We start from the raw sequence: 17050 nt of genomic DNA on the forward strand, positions 1-17050 counted from the left end.
ATGCACCAGTTCCGCAGCAGGCATATTACGAAGAGCATTAATCAGCTGGATGGCATCCTGTGGGGAACCCCAGGCGAGAATACCGATACCGACCAGCATCACCGCCGGCGTATACAACAGCCCCCGGCTGATAACCCGTCCGGTCAGGCCTGTAAGCTCCCACCTTTGCTGGCGAAACACCTCATCGTCCCGGAAGATTTCCCATTCCAGCCGGGCCTTTTCATGGCGCGGCACCTCGGCCACCACCTGATTACCGTCGCGAATACTGACCAGCGGTGAGACCTCTGGCTTTCTCATCCGGTCGATGTGACGCGTATATAGGGCAAGGCCTGCCCAGAACAGCGCAACAGACGATAAAAGCAGATAAAACCCACTCCCCCGAAGAACGGAAGGGAACAGGAGCATAAGAACCATCGCTAGCACGATACCGCAGAAATAACAGAACAGCTGCTGCTGTTTGCGCAGAATAAAATATTTAAACATAGTATTATTCCTTTTTATTTGATGATTTACGCACGATATGAAAGCCTGTGCATTTCATATATCGCACGTCGTGATGTAATAAAAATATTGAAATCAGTTAAATACTGACAGTGGATGACTTAAATTGAAAATTGAGCACTTATAAGCGTCACATCGCCCCGGGACGTGGCAGTCCCGAAGAAGCCATTCACGGCACCGAATGGCTTGTCATTCTTCGCGTCTGCCCATACCCGGACAACACACATGCCTCAGCCACAATGCCTTTCACCATTTACCTCTATTTCGTTTGAATATATTTGTTCTGACTATATACGACAATAAGAAACACAACAGCCCCTTCCGGACAGGAGTAATACCAGAACGGACGTAGTCACGTATAATAACCACACCATACAGGGTAAATGTTTTTAGAAAACGAGGCGTCTGTCAGGCCAGGAATATTCACAACCTGACAGCATATATTTATTTCATTACAGATCTTTCCAGTCAGGTAATTTATTCACCTTTCGCCGCCACAGATGAAAAAGTGCCATCGTCAGGCCAAATAACACGCCCGCGATAAGACTGATTTCGCAGGCGAACAGGAGAGGCATCCCCTGGGCCCGCCACACCGTCCAGTACATCCACAGCCCATATCCAAGGGAGAAATAGCCTGTCATTACGACAAAAACCTGCCAGAACGGAGCAAACGGCAGCGGGGGAATGTTTATCCCCAGCCGCCACAACAGTCGTATCAGAAGCGGTGCATAATTGCTTTTCCACATCTTACGGCTGGCCATGATCGCCAGCGCCTTTTGTTTCCGCGCTTCAAAATCCATTTCCTCTCCCCCGATTGTATTCAGTCAGCTGACTGGCTCCGCATACGCTCAGTTCGCAGGAGTTCTTTCATCATGCGCTCACTGGCGTACTGCGCTTCCTCTGCTGTGACGGTCGCGACGGCATTCCCCTGCAGATCATAGCGGGAGGCCCCCACCTTCATCCGGGACAGATAGCCCGCAGACCGGGTCAGACTCTTCAGGCATTTAATCACCTGTTTATGCGACAGCGGCAGGTCACGGTTCACGATATCCGCAAACAGCTGTTCGCGCATGCCCGTCGCCAGCAGACGTGGCGCGTTTCCGTCGAACAGCTGTGGCCAGAATGCCTTCAGGGTCATGATGGCCTGTTCCGGCGGCAGCAGGCGGAGATAACGCACCGGAGGTGGCGTCTTTACTGCTTTAACCGGCTCCGGCGCCGCGTTACGCGCGGCGGCTTCGGCCGCCTGCTTAACCTTCTCAAGTTTCGCTTTCTTTACCTTCCAGGCCGGCGGGGACGAAACCACCACGACTTTCTTACGGCGCACCACACCAGGAACTGGCGTCGCCTCCGCGGGGGCCGTACTGTCTTCCGCCGGTTTTCGTTTCAGGCTCAGTACAGGGCGTTTTTCTTCACTCATAAGGGGCCATATCAATAAAAGCTACAGGTCTGAGGTATACGATACGCTAACGGTATCATCGTTTCACCTCACAATGCAGTGGACACAACGATGATATCCCCTTGTCACGTTTACGGGCAATGTGCCCTCCCCCGGACCTGTGTCCGGTTTTTTTTTACATCGAGATGACAATACCCAGTACCGCCAGGTGCACTGCATAGAACATCACAAAGAAATGCCGCGGCCAGAAGCGTTTCACACGTTCTCCGGCAGATGAACACACGATCAGCGTCAGCAGCGCAATCGCCAGCCCGGCCGCCGATTCACTCACGTTATGCATATTCATCAGCAACACCATGAGGGCCCACAGCACCCCGTATCCCAGCCGTTCCGGTGCATGCTGTGCGCGGCAAAGCAGCCAGCTGGCGGTGAGCATACCCACTCCGGCCATGCCGTAGCTGCCGGTTGACAGGGGTATCCAGGCGACCAGCAGTCCGACCGCCGGGAGGGTGTAATACCAGGACGGCTGGCTGACCCACCGCAGGACCTGGCCCGTGACGGCAAAGGCAAACAGAATATTCCCGGTATACCACGGGTACCCGATGAGCATAAACGACACCTGGGCAACCAGCGCCCAGCCCCACAGGCTGTTCAGCTGCGACTGGCGTATTTCCGCGTGCCGGGCCAGATTCATTCCCCATGCCAGACCAAACAGCGGAAAACAGCCCCGTCCCAGAAGCCGCATTATCTCGTTATTGTGTGCCAGCAGTAACCCGGCATGGTCGGTGACCATCAGGACCAGGGCCACCGTTTTAATCATATCCGTCTGACCCGGTGTCCAGGTCAGTAATGCCTGCAGCCAGCGGTCAGCGGCTCTGAAACCCATTGTGTGTGCTGTCATCTCTGTATCCTTCTCTCTTTTTACCGCGCCCCGGCAGGGGGGCCGGTGTTAACCGGAGGCCCTGCCGGGGCAGACAAGCCGCAGGCGCGTCAGTCGCCCCCGAGGGTTTTCTCGCGGTTCAGGTCACGAACCATGTCCCGCTCCACAGCCTGCAGACGCTCACGCTGCAGACTTTCTGAGGCCACCTGCTGAATCGCCGCCTCCTGGCGCCGGAACTGAGGATCATCCGGTAGCGTCGTTTTCTCCGGGCCCGGCCGGTCACGCTCGAGTCCACGGATGACGTCCCCGATAACCTCTTTCACCCGGTCCACCGGCTCGCCGGCTTTACGCGCCTCCCCGGCCACTTCCCGGGCAGTCTGTTCCGCCTGTTTTTCCATTTCGCGGCGCTGCTGTTCTTCTGCCGCCCGCTGCGCCAGAACCTCTGGCGGGAGGATAATGTCAGCCCCGGCCTGCGGTACCGGAGCCACCGGCGCCGGTTCAGCCCATACCCGCCCGCCGGTCATGGCCCCGGGGTTCCAGGGGCGGTCATCACCGGCCAGCCGCACCACCACCCCGGTATCGGGATTGTCGCGGGCCATTCTGACGCCCTCCCCCATATTCCCGGCCAGCAGGCTTTCACCATTGCGGCTGTTCTGCAGCGCCACGAACCGGGCGTCTTCATTGCCCATAATTCGTCCCTCTCCGCCGATGGCCTCCAGCCGTCCGTCCCGATCGGTCAGCGGGCTGAGCCAGATACCGGCGGCTTTCCCGTTCTTATCGAATGCCGGCAGCGCCACATGCGGCTGAGGGTACTTTTTCCCCGGAGAAATGAATTTTCCCAGTGAATTTCCCTGTGCCAGACCGGACTGCTGCAGGGCTGCCCGGCCAGCGGCGGTTTCATCCAGTGGTCTTGCCCGCCCGAACAGCAGATCGGCGCTTTTCACCGCCCGGTCGTTACGGGGTTCAAGAATATCGTGCGCCGTCGCTTTCTCAGGAGAATGCTTGATGGCCTTTATCCAGCCCTCACGGCTGTCGGTGTAGACCTGAACATGCTGTTTCATGCGGGATAAAGCCACATAGGCAGACTCAAAGCTGGCCATCTGTTCCCGACCACCGGCCACCCCTTCCAGTGCGATGGCATACGGTTCGCTGGCCCCCTGGGCGCCGTGAGCCGTGATGGCGTAGGCGAGGTCGATATGCTGCTGCGCCTGATCCGCCTTCGGGGTCAGCGTGCGGGTGGTTTTGCCATCAGACAGCGTGACACTGTCACCCGAAACAGACTGCACCTCCCAGATGCTGTTGGCCACATAGCCGCGCTCCAGGTCACTTTTGCTGAAGCGCATGCGGTCCCCCTGAGACACGGTGATCTTTTCCTGACGATAGAGCGTGACGCCTTCTGCCGATGCCTCCCGGGGTGAGATATATCGCTCCTTTCCTTCACTGTCTGTCAGGGTGATCAGCTGATTATCCTTATCCACCTTGCTGATACGGTGGTATACGTTATCAACCAGCGCCACCGCCTCCTTGTGAGCCGTCCAGGTCGACAATTTGCGCAGTTCACCGTCACGGATGTTACTCGTGACCAGCACCGGCAGGGTGATTTCCTCTTTGCCGGTTTCCCCGTTCTCCCGCCGTGCGTCATGGATCAGACTGTTCAGCGCCCGCCTGTCCTTGTTCAGGTGGGTGATCACCAGCGTCTGCGACTGTGCCTCCGGGGTCCGTCCGGTATAGTCCTTCACCAGCGCCTCGTAGAGCGTCGCGGGCTGACCTGCCGGCAGGGTTTTCCCCTCGCTCAGCGCCTTTTGTATCGCCTTTTCCTGCGCCGGCGTGAATTCCACCACAGAACTGCCCGGCGCCCAGGCGCCTTCTTTTCTCGGCACCTGCTCCGGCGTGACCTGCTCAATGGTGGTCAGGGCGCGGTGCACATCCCGCTCAATCAGGCTGTAGACCGCCGGTCGCAGCTCAGGCACCTGGCGCACAATCTCTTTCATGATGGCAACGTCGGCGGCGCTGCGCTGCTGCATCAGCCTGAACGGCTGGCCCGGCGCGATGGGCTGCAGCTGGTCGTTATCCCCGCTGGACACCGCCCGTCCACCGCCGGCGACGATGAGCGAGTGGGCTTTTGCCATATCGGCCAGCCCCACCATCGAGCTCTCGTCGAGCAGGAACAGGGTGTTGCTGAAATCGGGTGTCTGGCCATTGCGCTGCAGCAGCTGCGTGTCGTGGAGGAACGACGCCGTCGTGCGCGCATCCACGCCGGCACTCTGCATTTCCCCGACCGCGCGATGCGTCGGCGCCAGACCGATGACGCGCGGACGGGTCTCTTCCGGCAGCAGACTGATGGCACTCATGACTGCCCGGAACTGGGTGGTTTTCCCCACCCCGGCATACCCCTGAACCACCGTGAACCGATCCGTGCTTTCCAGAATCATCCGGGTCGCCGCCCGCTGTCCGGCGGTCAGGTCCGTCATCAGACTGGCCGGCACACGGTCCATCAGGGGGGCCACCGCGTCTTTACCTTCCAGCACCCGGGTCAGGATGCTTTTTTCTGCGTCCCAGGTCTGACGGGAAATCAGCAGGTCATTGCCGTAGCCGTGCGCCACCGGTACATTCAGCAACTGCCCCGACCTGATTTGTGCCTGAATGGTCGTGTCGATGTCCGCCATAGGAACCTTCCCGCCCCCGGTTTCCAGCGCCGTCGCCAGCAGCTGGGGCCGGGAGAAGGTCAGTTTCTCACTTTCAAGCAGCGGGATGGCCAGGTGAATGGCCTGTTCTGCCGGGGTACGCAGTCCGGCCTTCTGCTGCGCAATGGCCGCATCCAGGTCCGTCTCGCCGGATCGGGTCTTCAGCTGCTCTGAGACCACGCTGAAGGCGGTATGCCGCGACAGCTTCTCCGTCGTGCGAGCCGCATCCTGCGCTGAGTACAGACGGAGATGACTTCCGCTCTGCGCCAGCTGGTTGAGGGTGGCGTTATCCAGCTCACGCTGCGTCACCGACGCAAAGACCGTTGCCGTCTCGCTAACCGACCTGCCGGGACTTTCCACCCAGCCGTGGCCGATTTTAATACCGTCAAACACGCCCGCGCCCACGGCCAGGGTCTGCGTGGTTTTCTGCCCCGGACGCTGTACCGTCAGTTGCCCGTCCTCCACTTTCATCACCGTGATGCTTTCCCCGCCCTTCAGGCGTGTGTCCGGTATCTTCCCGAGCACCGCCAGACGTTCCCCCTCGGCCACCGGCAGTGTATCTGCCCGGAACAGCGTCCACTGGCTGTCGACCGCGGAAACCTTCAGATCCAGACGGCCCCCTTCCCGGTCTTTCAGGGTCAGCATATTGCTGCTCGCGGTCACCCGGTCAATGACAAAGCGATCGTGCGTCCGGGTCTCCGGATCCCAGCGTTCCATCACCATCCCCTCCCGGTAATAATCCCGCACGCCCCGGCTTTTGCTGTCCAGCCATACCGGCGTCAGGGCTGTAATGGTCGTGTCTTTCTCACCCAGCACTCCCTCATTTCTGAGGGAGTCACGGATAAGGCCGTTGAGTACGCTCTGTTCACGCGTCCCGCTGATTTGCGCCACGCTTTCCAGCCCTTCACGCACGCTGACGGCAAACTCCTGTGCCAGCCGGCTGTAGCGTGCGCCTTTATCCGGTTCACTGATGATGTCGGCTGTGGTCTGATGGCCACCCTGCCAGCGATACGTATTCACGCCGCTGTCCTTCAGTACGGTCAGCGCGCTGCCGGTCCCGCTGCGCTTCCCGCTGTCGGAGAGCAGGACCTGCACGTTATGGCGCATCGCGCCATCGAGCAGGGAAATCGTTTCCTTCAGGCTCAGCTTCTCCGCCTGATCCACGATGAGTGTTCCGCCCGGAATAAACGCCGTCCCGTCCTGCAGGGCGGATTTACCGGTCACCGTTTCCCCGGCCAGACGCACATCCCCGGCGAGAAAATCACGTGAGCGGTTATCGGCCGCCAGGATATGGACGTCGCGCCCCTGCTCCCGGGCCATCAGGGTTAACTCGGCCACCCGCTCCCGCTGGCCGGCTGCACCGCCCTGACCGGAAACGATACCCATGACCGGGCGATCCTGCGCCAGCACGCTGACGGCATCGCTGAAAGGGACCTGGCGCACCACAGACGCATCGGGCGTGACGGAGACATGATTCTGGCGCTGCACCTCCTGACTCAGGGCTTTGACGGCGAGTTCATCGAGAACGTGGATGTTTGAGGTGAACAGGCCTTTCTCGCGATCGAGAGGGATAAGCTGCTCCCGTTCAATGGCGGCATCGATGCCCTTTCTCGCCAGCTCAAACACACCGTCCTTCGCCTCCAGCTGGCCGACCGTGCGTGCCAGCAGGTCGGCATACGTGAACTGCACCTTGCGGTCGCTGAGACCGGCAATCGCTTTCGTCACCACATCCGTGATATCCGGACCGTCAGTGTTCACCGGCGCGGCAGGTGCACGGGCCAGCTCTGCGGCTCGCGCATCGGCGGCCTCACGATACCCCCGGATGTCAAACCCGGTCTCCTTCAGCGTGTTCATCCACTCCACCATCTTCTCTGCCGGATCGATGGCTTCTTTCGACTTTCGGGTATCGAGCGCGGCCACATCCCGTGACTTCAGGGAGGCATCGGGTCCGGCGGCCTCCCTGACCTCCTGAGTCCGGGTGGAAAAGGGTTCCACAGGGACCCCTTTCATCTCCCACATCCCGTGTTTTCCCACGACTTCCGTCTCATAGCCAAGCTTCTCAACCAGGGGTTTGAACGCCTCCCGGTAAAGTTTCCCGAACGCTATCTGGTTCGCGTACACGTTCTCGATAAAGCCTGTTTTTCCAATCTTATCTGTGCCGAGAGACTGCCATTTCTCCCCGTTCTGCGTGGCGTTAATGACGACGGCATGGGTGTGTAACTGCGGCTCCTGGTTGCGGTTCGTGTCGTGGTTGAATTTCGCCACAATCAGATTTCCGGTCAGCACCGTTTCGCTTTTACCGTCCGTCATGACCCGGGTCGCGGCCAGCGTCTCCAGTTGCCGCACCGCTTCGGTTACCGCCTGGTTGTGGGCATCGATAAGGCGTTTATCGCCGCCCAGCATCGCCATGACCGACACGCTTTTGGGGGCCGAGAAGGTCAGGTCATAACCGGGCCGGTGCTTGTTGGCGCCGTCCTGTATCCGGGTCAGGTCGCTGCCATCCGGCAGCCTCCCTTTCAGCAGTTCCGTAAACAGCGCCTTATCCACGGCTTTCCCGTCGATCCCCAGCGCCTCAGCCCCCTTACCCTGCCAGCGTTCGTCCATGCTCCCGATGACGTAGTAATTATCTTTGTTGGTATAGTAATCTGCGGCTTTGTCGGCCGATTTAACGGAGCCAATCGACATCATCAGAAGTTCCCCCCAATCTCGACATCATCCTGCTCATCGTGGCGGTGGCTGTGGTTGATATTGACCTCTTCACGCCGCTGCATATCCCGCTGCGTTTGCTCATCAGCCCAGGCGTCATACGCCTGCATATCTTCAATCACACCGTCCTCGTTCATACCGGCCGGCAGCATGTCCTGCCCCTGTTCTGCGGACTGCTGCGCCAGTTCCTGTTCTGTCCCGCCTGCAGCTGCAGCAGGGTTACCGGCAGAGGATGCTGTTGAGGCCGCTGCGGCTGCTTTTGGTTTGATCAACGGTACGGTCGTGACCCGCAGGACGGGAGGCTCAGCTGTCCTGGGTGAGGGTTCCGCTGCCGGCATCGTCGTTGTCGCCGGCGCTTTTACCGGTGCCGGAGATACTGTCACTTCTGCTGGCGCAGGCTGACTGGCCAGCTCTGGTTGCTCACCGGCGTGACTGTCGGCATCATCTGGCCCGGATGCCGGGGCATCCGGGGTGAAAAGCGCCCTGGCAAGACTGCCTTCAGCTTCCCGCGCTTCAAGCAGCGCACTGAGCCGTGCATCCACCCGCGCATCGAGAGTGCGCGGAATAAATCCCTCGGCAATTTTCGGACGCGGTTTGTACTTCAGGGCCAGCTTCACTGCCGGATACGGCCCGGGCAGCGTGACATAGCAGGACAGGTCCGGCAGCGTCTGAATATCGGAGTAACTGACCAGCGTTTCCCGCTCTTTTTCTTTCCCGGTTGACACCCCATCACGCACCGGGTCAGCACCGTAAGAGTACTGCTCGCTGGCTTTGAGAATTTCCTTTTCACCAATTTCACCGGCAGCAAACTCCGCAATCTCTTTACTCGGGGAGCGGAAGAAGGCCCGGGTGTTCATCACGTCAAAGAGCGTGGCGGCAGGCTTAACGCCATAGATGTCTTCCAGCTGGGCATAAGACTGAATACCGAACACATAACAACCACCAAATTTACGCGCCTCCGGGAGGATTTCGACCAGGTCCGGCAGCTTGTGCAGCGTGGGAAGTTCGTCAGCGAAGATCCACACACGCCGGTTACGGTTCTCGCCCATCGCCAGGAGGCCGCGGATGGCAATCGACAGCCACATCGAGATAACCGGCTTCAGGGAGGCATGGGTGTCAGCATTGGAGGAGATAAACAGCCAGCCATTGGGTCGGTCCTCACGGACGCCGCGCATCCAGTCCCGGATAGTGAACGGCTCGCCGTTCTTCTCAATGCCCTGCAGGTAGCGAATAGCCTTGACGTAGTTGGTCAGCACAGCTCGAATGGAGATGGCGGTTTTCTCAATTTTCTCTTCAACCAGGTTCGCTGCCGGCGTGTTCTGCAGATAGGCGCGCAGCTTGTCGATCTTAATGGACAGCATGGTATCGACCAGCTTCTCGTAGCTCCGATCGTCGTCTTCGCGCATCAGATATGCGCCTTCGGCAAAGATAGTGCGACCGGAGCCCTGCCAGAACGGATCTTCTTTGGTACCCATCGGGATAAGGGTGTTGGAGATGTTGTCGAAGTCCGGCAGCGTCAGGCACTCTTTCCACAAATCCCAGGCCGCGCAGCGCGAATCCAGCGGGTTGAGGATTTTATCCAGTGACGGGTCGTAATAGCTTTTGACGAACTCACAGGAGCGATCGTAAATGATGGCCATATCGCCCCGGGCACGCACGTAGTTCAGTAGCCGGCGTATAACTTCGGATTTACCGGAACCCACGGTACCGTGGAGGCAGAAGTTCTGGATTTCGGAGTTTTTAAGAATAGGCAGGTCGCCAATTTTAATATCGGAGGCCACTCCATCACGCTTCATCTGGCGGGCCACTTCTTTGGGCTTATCGGAAAGCTGGCGCCCGCCGGTGTTCTCGTCCTCACTCTGCTGTTTCCCCTGGCGGCCCAGCACCCAGCTGGCGATGAAGAACGTCACGATACAGATAACAAGAGAAACCACGGCAGCAAAGACGAAACCAGTCCACAGCTGCTCTCCGCACCAGATAGTATATTTATCGGCCAGGATTTGTTCTGAGGTATATTCCAGCGACTGGCCGTAATACTGAATGGTGTATACCGGCTGGGAACGAATAATATCGCGCATCGGCCCCAGCGTCGTACACCACCAGTATACGCAGCCGTTCACAAAGGTCTGCCAGCTGAGCCGGTACATCAGCATCAGTCCGCACAGCACCCAGAATAAAATAAACAGCACGTAGAAAATAATATTGGCAATCTGACCAAACATGCGAAAGCGCATATTGGCGATCTGACCGCCCTGCGTCATATCTTTGGCATTGAAACTCATGGCACTAATCCGTCAGTAAATTATTAGGGTCGAAAGGACAAATCAATCAGCGAAAACAAACCTAACGGGGTTGCAGGGAATAAGCCTCCCCGACAGCAGGATGTGGATAAATATCGCCAGGCATCAGTTTATGTGTTTCAAGAGACCTGACAGGTTCAGATATTGCCATAAATAACCTCTGATCAAATAAAGACGAAAAGACTCCGCCGAAGGCGGCAACGCCTCACAGATGCACAAATAAATTGCGCAACTGTTCACCGTTCAGATCTGGAATTCATAGATTATTTGACGAATTAATTCTGACACACCAGAAAGGGGATGCCAGTATGGCCCGGGGACCGGGCCGTGGAATAGAAAGCTTACAGAATATTAGCGATCGATTTTGCCAGCTGGTCTTCAAGAACAGGCTGGGCTTCAGGGAACTTGAGGTTAACTTTATTAGCGTTAGAGACGACGCGAGTTTGGTATTTGTGCTGATTACCCGTTTCAGTACTTGTCTGCACTTTTGCGCCGGATGTTCCCTGACGTAATACGGCCACGTTATCAGTCTGAACCTGAGTTTTGGTTCTTTCCGCGATCTGAACATCGGTGATCATGGTGTAGTTCACATCTTCCACCATCGCGTCAGCAGCCATACCAACCAGACCGGCTGCAAGTCCTACTCCCAGAGTCGCCCCTGCAGAACTGGAGTTGTAAGCGGTAATCCCTGCCCCAAGCGCGGCGCCAGTCACTGCGCCCTCATAACCCCGGCTTAACCAGCCCTGAGACTCACGAAGGTCCATTTTATCGGCCTTAAGCACGTTCGCCTGGATCCAGTAGCCCGCCGTATCCGGGTTACTGACGACCTGATATCCCTTTGAAGTGACGGCGCTGGCGATTTTTGCCTGCAGGCCACTCATATCCTTATCGGAGGTATTTTTGATTTGCAGATAAACCGTCTTATTATTTGAAGGTTCCAGCCAGATTGTTTCGCTCATCTGGGTTTTTACTTCCAGATTTCTCTTTTTAATGGCGGTTCCCATTGCACTACATCCAGATAACACCAGCGCAGAGCTGACGACCATAACAGTCATCAATTTATTTAATTGCATACATATTCCTTGTGCCATAATCATTATGAGACATACACATTCCATTTCTGCATCCAGAATGCGCAGTTACTATATCCAACTTTTTATTTGAGTGGAAATTTATTAAAATTAATGCACTAATAATTTCGCATGTGTATTTTTAGCCTACCAACTAACCACCATAATTGATAGGCCAAATTTGAGGGGGGATTTTTTAAAACCAGCCACTCTCCCTGCTGAGTTTTAGTGGTCAAATTAGCTTAATCATTTGTTAATGATTCCGATCTATACCATACACGTTTCCTGCAACGTCTACATTTTCAATCATAGGAAGCCCACTCGCAGGATTAATATCATGGGTACTTATAGATATCTCATTTCCATATAGCCCCATAGCACTGCTACATGTACTATTAGGTTGGTCGAGGTTGACTGAACCGTCAGAACAATGCTCAAGCTGATAACTCATAAACTCTCGCTCGGAGAACACTTCCTTGTATGGTAAGGTCGTCAATGATTGTGTTCTCCCGACATAATTCCTGCCGGTCCCATTTTCGAATGCACTTTCATTATCATTACTAAATTTCACAGTTGCAAACTTTATTGCTTTATTCATAACCCAAATTGGGTATAGGACAATACTTATCAAACAGGCTATGGGATTAACAATACAACAGACTCCGGCCAGAACAAGATAAAGATTACTAACATCAGCTACTCGGCGTTTTGTTTTCGCACCAACTTTAATGAAAACATATTTGAACACCAACAACCATATCGCGGATGCTAATACTATAAAAATAGTTTCTGATACTCGCCATCCTGCTAATAGGCACGATATACCCTGAATAAGTAGCAAAGCAATCATTTTCATATTTTACTTTCCTCCCCCCTTAGTTAGGGCTTATGCTTCCGCTCAAATTCCTGGGCCTTAGCTAGGAGTTCGTCTCTTGTATCCGCTCCAGGAAGTGCTCTCTGTTCAGCCTTTTTGTCATTGTATTCTTTCTCAAATTTATTTCCTTCCAAATTATGGTGGTTTTCCAGACGAGTGTGTTCATTCTGAACATCATCCTCCTGCTTATGTATGCTATCTTGCCTATCCTTATGAGCTTGCTGGTTATCGCTAACCATGTGTTCAACCGATTGGTGAACATCATTTTTGATACCTGCATTTTTGGTCATCTCATCGATACTATCACCGTGAGAGTTGTAGTCCGCATATACTGTACCGCTTCCTTTACCTTCAGAAACTGATGGCATATTTGCGCCAATGTTTCTTCTGCCCTCCTGGTACGCCTCATCAACTTTAGGTTCAACCTGTTGTTTCACAAATTCACGAGCCAGTTGCTCCCTTTGGGCAGCGATTTCAGGTGAAGACGTGTCAGTAAGAATAGCTTCAGCATTTTGTGGGGCATTTTTCTGTACGAAATTAGCAAATTGTTGAGTCAGGTTTTCGTTCATCTGGCCGCTCATGCTTTCTGTTCGTGAGGCCATCTCACTATACTCATGGCTACGTGTTTTGCTCGTCGTATACTGGTCATAGCTATTTTTCGCACTGGCCAAAGAGGCGAAAAATTGATCAACCCGAGAAGATGCATTGTTATCAGTGATGTTTCCAGACTGACTTGATTTCTGGTTGATGAAGTAATCAGAAGACTCTCTGAAGTCTTTAACTGCCTGACTGCTGGTATCATGATTGTCAGCATTAGATTGGCGTCCTGACTCAGTAGTATTGTCTTGAGATCCAGAACTTGCTGTCCCTCTCGCCGACATCCTCCCACCGAATTCAGCTTTACCGCCATTACCGAAGAGCTCGAATCCAACACCACCTCTAGCTCCTACATATGCCTCGCCAGAAACATCACCTCTCACTGACTTGTCCATAAGCTGGCCGAATGCTTCATCACGGCTAATATGGTTAGCTTTAGCATACGAATCTACAGCATTCATCATCTTGCTTCTGGCCATCGAATCCTGCGAAGACTCGGTAGTATCGGCCCCGGTCGTTGTTGAGGCGCTGTTCCCTTTATTGGTGCCAAATTGCTGCAGACTATTCCAGGCACTTGTCACGCTGCTGTTATAGCCATGCAGCGCGCTTTCGGCCTGAACATCTGACTCACGGGCCATCTGTTGCTGCGCACTGGCTATCTGACGACCGACGTTGATATCCACCGGCAGTTTTGACATTGCACCACCACTGTCCCAGACCATCGAGCCATCGCGCGTCTGCGTGCTCATTCCCCCGTTTGCCAGCTGCCGTGACATCTGTCCGAAACTCGTTGTACTGTTGGTACCCCAGCTGTAGCCGCTGACGTTCTCCATCTGCATGTTGGCAAACGAGTAATTCCCGTCCACCACGCCGGAGGCTGCCTGCGATGTTGCACCAAGCCCGGAAGAAGAAAAATGGCTGTAGGCACTGGAGAAGGCGGCCCCCATGCTCTTCACGATCCCCCACGACAAAGGCGGTATCATCACGGCAATATAGCCCGCAGTGGTCGCAATATCCGAGTTTTTGAGCTGAACCTGCGACAACTCAGAGAGAACAACCGGCACGCCATTTTGCTTCGCATAGTAGGCCATTGCGCTGTTCAGGATGGCGAACAGTAATGGCCACGTCTGCAGCCAGATAAGCGCAAACACATACCCCTTTAGCACCTGCAGCGTCATCATGTTAAACATGGCGGCCATCACCATGATCGGGAACATCCCAATCATTAACCCCATAATGACGGTCTGCGTCAGAGGAAGTGCGCGAAGCGCCTGGTGCCCCATTGTGGCCTGTGCCAGCCGCTGCTTTTCAAGGGATGATGTGTTAGCGATATTGACCAGACTGGCGGTGTCCCCGCTGCGGGCCGCATAACTCTGGATCCCGCTGCGCAGGGCGTTCATCGTGACGTTCTGGCGGATAATCTGCCCGGCGCTCTGTCCCGAGCTGTAGAAGTAATTGTAGCTGTCGCCAATCATCTGGCTGAAAAGCAGATCGGGATTAGGTTTGCCACCAAACAGCTGACGAACATAGTAGTTCCAGGTTTTACCCCCTGTCTGGGTATCCAGCGCAAGAGCCGATTTCAGATCCCGTGAGGCCTCCTCGCATGTCTGGAACTGGTTGTTTTTATCAAACACGCCACGCAGTGGACTCGGGTTTGCAAAAATCAGGGTGTACGGGTCAGGTGAATTCAGTAATTCCTCAAAAGTGTACTTATGATTGAGGAAAATATCGCCCATCACACAGTTTTGTACGTAATCGGAGAACAGCGTCGTAATTTGAGGATTTTGTGATAAAAAATCCGTACTTTTCGCGACCAGATTACTGCCAAATAACATCCCCGTTTTACTGTACGTGACACTGTCCGGCAGCGCGAAGACCATCTCATAACTCTGGATAAGCGCGTTTCCTACCCGCGTTGTCAGCGACGCCGGAATGGCCAGACCAATAGGTACATTATCGACTTCATAGACCTGCGCAACGTTACTGTAATCGATGATCTGCACAGGGGTGCGAATGACAACCAGCATAGAGACCAGGGTGAGGGAAAAGACCCAGCCCAAAAGGTCCATCACGTTGTGTTTTTTTACCCAGTTCCCCGCCACAATGAGTACCGAGATGGCGATACACATCTTTTCTATGGTCGACCATGTGCCGGTCCCCATAAACGCCGCAATCGCGTTCAGGTTGCCCCGTAACCAGTCACCGCCTGCAATGGCATATACCTCAAGCATTACTGATTCCCCCCAAAATGATAGTTATTCTGGTAGCGGGTCATCATGCGGGCAGAGACCTGCTGGCGCATGTAACTCATTTGTCTGTCCACCACGAGCAAGGCGTCCTGCTGGACCTGAACGCGGGACTGGAAAGCGGCAATCTGCACACTCGCCTGGTTGAGGTTTTCCATGATCATATCCATTGTCGACTGGGGATAATTACCGGTTGAGATCATCGCCCGGGCCTGCTGGATAAGTTCCTGAATGTACTGCAGCAGGATGTCGTAGCCGATATAGTCCGTCAGCTGGTAAATAAGTGAGTTAGACACCCCGAGCATCTGCGGATCGACCAGGTATTTGAACACCGGGATGGTGGTGCTGGAGATAAACCCTTTCTCCTGATCCGTCAGCTTTTCATCAGCCACCGCTTTATTCTGGATACTGCTTAACAAAGCGGAAATCTGGCTTTTCAGCGCCTTACTGGAGGTGATGGTCACGGTGGCATCAGCAACGACCTTAAGACACTTATCCGAATCATTGCAGTGATAGATTTTAGCCGTGCCGCCCTCCATCATGGCTTTAATCAGATCCTGGTCAGTGGTGCGTGCCGGCAGCGGGGTGATCTCACTGTTCTCACCAAAAATCAGCGTCCCGGTCAGGGTCATCACAAACTCTTTCAGCTCCTTATTGCCGTCAAAGAGCCGGTTTTTGGACAGGGCATCCCACATAATGTTGATGTTCTTCATCACACGCTCCTTGTCCTTATCGCTGGCTTTATCCTGCACTTTGTCCATCTGCCCCCCCACCGAACAGCCCTGACGGGAAGCCGCCCAGTCCGCAAAAATGTTGCTCTCGCCGGCAATGTCCTGGCAGACCTTTTGCTGCGCCACCTGGGTCCGTGGAAACAGACCGCCCACAATGCCCTGAGCGGCCTGGCAGGAGCTGAGGTTCATGCTGTTGATGTCGCTGGCCATCTTCTGCAGGAAGTCTTTGGCAGTTTTGATCTCCGGAACCGTGGTCTGCAGGGCAAGGTCAAAGAAGTAGCCCGCGGCGTTGGACATAATTTGTTTGCCGAAGCGCTGCAGCTGCTCGCTGTTGATAAATGAGAACGACCCCAGGTACGCATCGATGCCGCCGCAGCCGGCGTTAATATCCGGCAGGGTCATGCTGACCAGCTGGATCGTTTTCACCTGCGTTCTGGCATACAGCGAACCGCCGGAGGCGTAACCCGCCGCCTGTCCCTGCCAGACCTGCGGCTGGCTGGTATTGGACGCAAAGCCAAGCTTATTGAAGAATTGGTTCATGTCGCCATTCACGTCGGCGGCGGCACTAAATGACAGGCCAAGCGCGGCACCGCAGAAGAGTGACAGAAGTTTAATTCGCATCCTGTCCTCCATTACGCACAGCATTTTTTTAACTCTGTCATTTCTCAGAATAAAAAGGGTCTTAAGGTGATAACTGAAAAAATTGCGGATCGCTAATGTCACTCCGGCAACAAAGAACCCCACCCCAACAGCCATCAGCGCATAAGGGATGGCGTACATCATAATATTCCACAGGTCTTTTACTCGCAGGTCACCGCTTTCTATCCAGTCAGCCACGCAGAGATTAAATAAAAATCTCATTATCCATAACAGCAGAGCACCTGCAGTGAGAAACACAATGAATAATTCCAGATAGATTTCCATACGCCTTTCCCGGTGGATAAATTCCGGCTTCAGTTGTTCTATTTTTTCTGCTGCTGTCTGCCCGGGTGCTTTTAAACTGGCTGGAAATAAAAACGCATACAGTCCCGTCGAACGTATATATTTGTTCATGGCTATTTTCCT

General features: G+C 54.8%; 10 protein-coding genes and 1 pseudogene. All 11 read right to left on the bottom strand.

Going from position 1 to position 17050, the window contains the following annotated elements; genetic code table 11:
• Positions 1–483, bottom strand: a 483-nt coding sequence (locus CWM57_RS24555; protein ID WP_100699627.1) for a hypothetical protein, incomplete at its 3' end; no start/stop codon positions are given.
• A gap of 470 nt (positions 484–953) precedes the next feature.
• Entirely contained in the window at positions 954–1301 is a 348-nt protein-coding gene (locus tag CWM57_RS24560; RefSeq protein ID WP_015632524.1) for a DUF6404 family protein, read from the bottom strand.
• A gap of 20 nt (positions 1302–1321) precedes the next feature.
• Positions 1322–1918 (bottom strand): fertility inhibition protein FinO, encoded by a 597-nt coding sequence (locus tag CWM57_RS24565; RefSeq protein ID WP_077138885.1) that lies wholly within the window; start codon positions 1916–1918, stop codon positions 1322–1324.
• A gap of 154 nt (positions 1919–2072) precedes the next feature.
• Positions 2073–2798, bottom strand: coding sequence for a type-F conjugative transfer system pilin acetylase TraX (gene traX, locus CWM57_RS24570; protein WP_025712712.1), 726 nt, complete (start codon positions 2796–2798; stop codon positions 2073–2075).
• Positions 2799–2887: 89 nt separating this feature from the next.
• A complete protein-coding gene (traI, locus tag CWM57_RS24575; RefSeq protein WP_100676512.1) occupies positions 2888–8149 on the bottom strand; it encodes a conjugative transfer relaxase/helicase TraI in 5262 nt (1753 codons plus the stop codon).
• A complete protein-coding gene (gene traD / locus CWM57_RS24580) occupies positions 8149–10449 on the bottom strand; it encodes a type IV conjugative transfer system coupling protein TraD (protein ID WP_100676511.1) in 2301 nt (766 codons plus the stop codon). The genes traI and traD overlap by 1 nt, the downstream gene beginning before the upstream one ends.
• A 359-nt stretch (positions 10450–10808) precedes the next feature.
• The gene (gene traT, locus CWM57_RS24585; protein WP_016831056.1) at positions 10809–11540 is read right to left on the bottom strand and encodes a conjugal transfer complement resistance protein TraT; all 732 of its coding nucleotides are present in this window, start codon (positions 11538–11540) and stop codon (positions 10809–10811) included.
• A 250-nt stretch (positions 11541–11790) separates the two neighbouring features.
• Complete coding sequence (locus tag CWM57_RS27270) at positions 11791–12393, bottom strand: hypothetical protein (protein WP_048263624.1); 603 nt, start codon at positions 12391–12393, stop codon at positions 11791–11793.
• A gap of 23 nt (positions 12394–12416) precedes the next feature.
• A complete protein-coding gene (traG, locus tag CWM57_RS24590; protein WP_100676557.1) occupies positions 12417–15239 on the bottom strand; it encodes a conjugal transfer mating-pair stabilization protein TraG in 2823 nt (940 codons plus the stop codon).
• The gene (gene traH, locus CWM57_RS24595; RefSeq protein ID WP_072198238.1) at positions 15239–16618 is read right to left on the bottom strand and encodes a conjugal transfer pilus assembly protein TraH; all 1380 of its coding nucleotides are present in this window, start codon (positions 16616–16618) and stop codon (positions 15239–15241) included. The genes traG and traH overlap by 1 nt, the downstream gene beginning before the upstream one ends.
• Positions 16596–17038, bottom strand: a pseudogene (gene trbF, locus CWM57_RS28330) (F-type conjugal transfer protein TrbF). Before trbF ends, traH begins: the two are co-directional and overlap by 23 nt.
• Between the last annotated feature and the right edge of the window lie 12 nt (positions 17039–17050).

The organism is Klebsiella sp. G-Nf4, assembly GCF_002810615.1.
Taxonomy (GTDB): domain Bacteria; phylum Pseudomonadota; class Gammaproteobacteria; order Enterobacterales; family Enterobacteriaceae; genus Klebsiella; species Klebsiella variicola.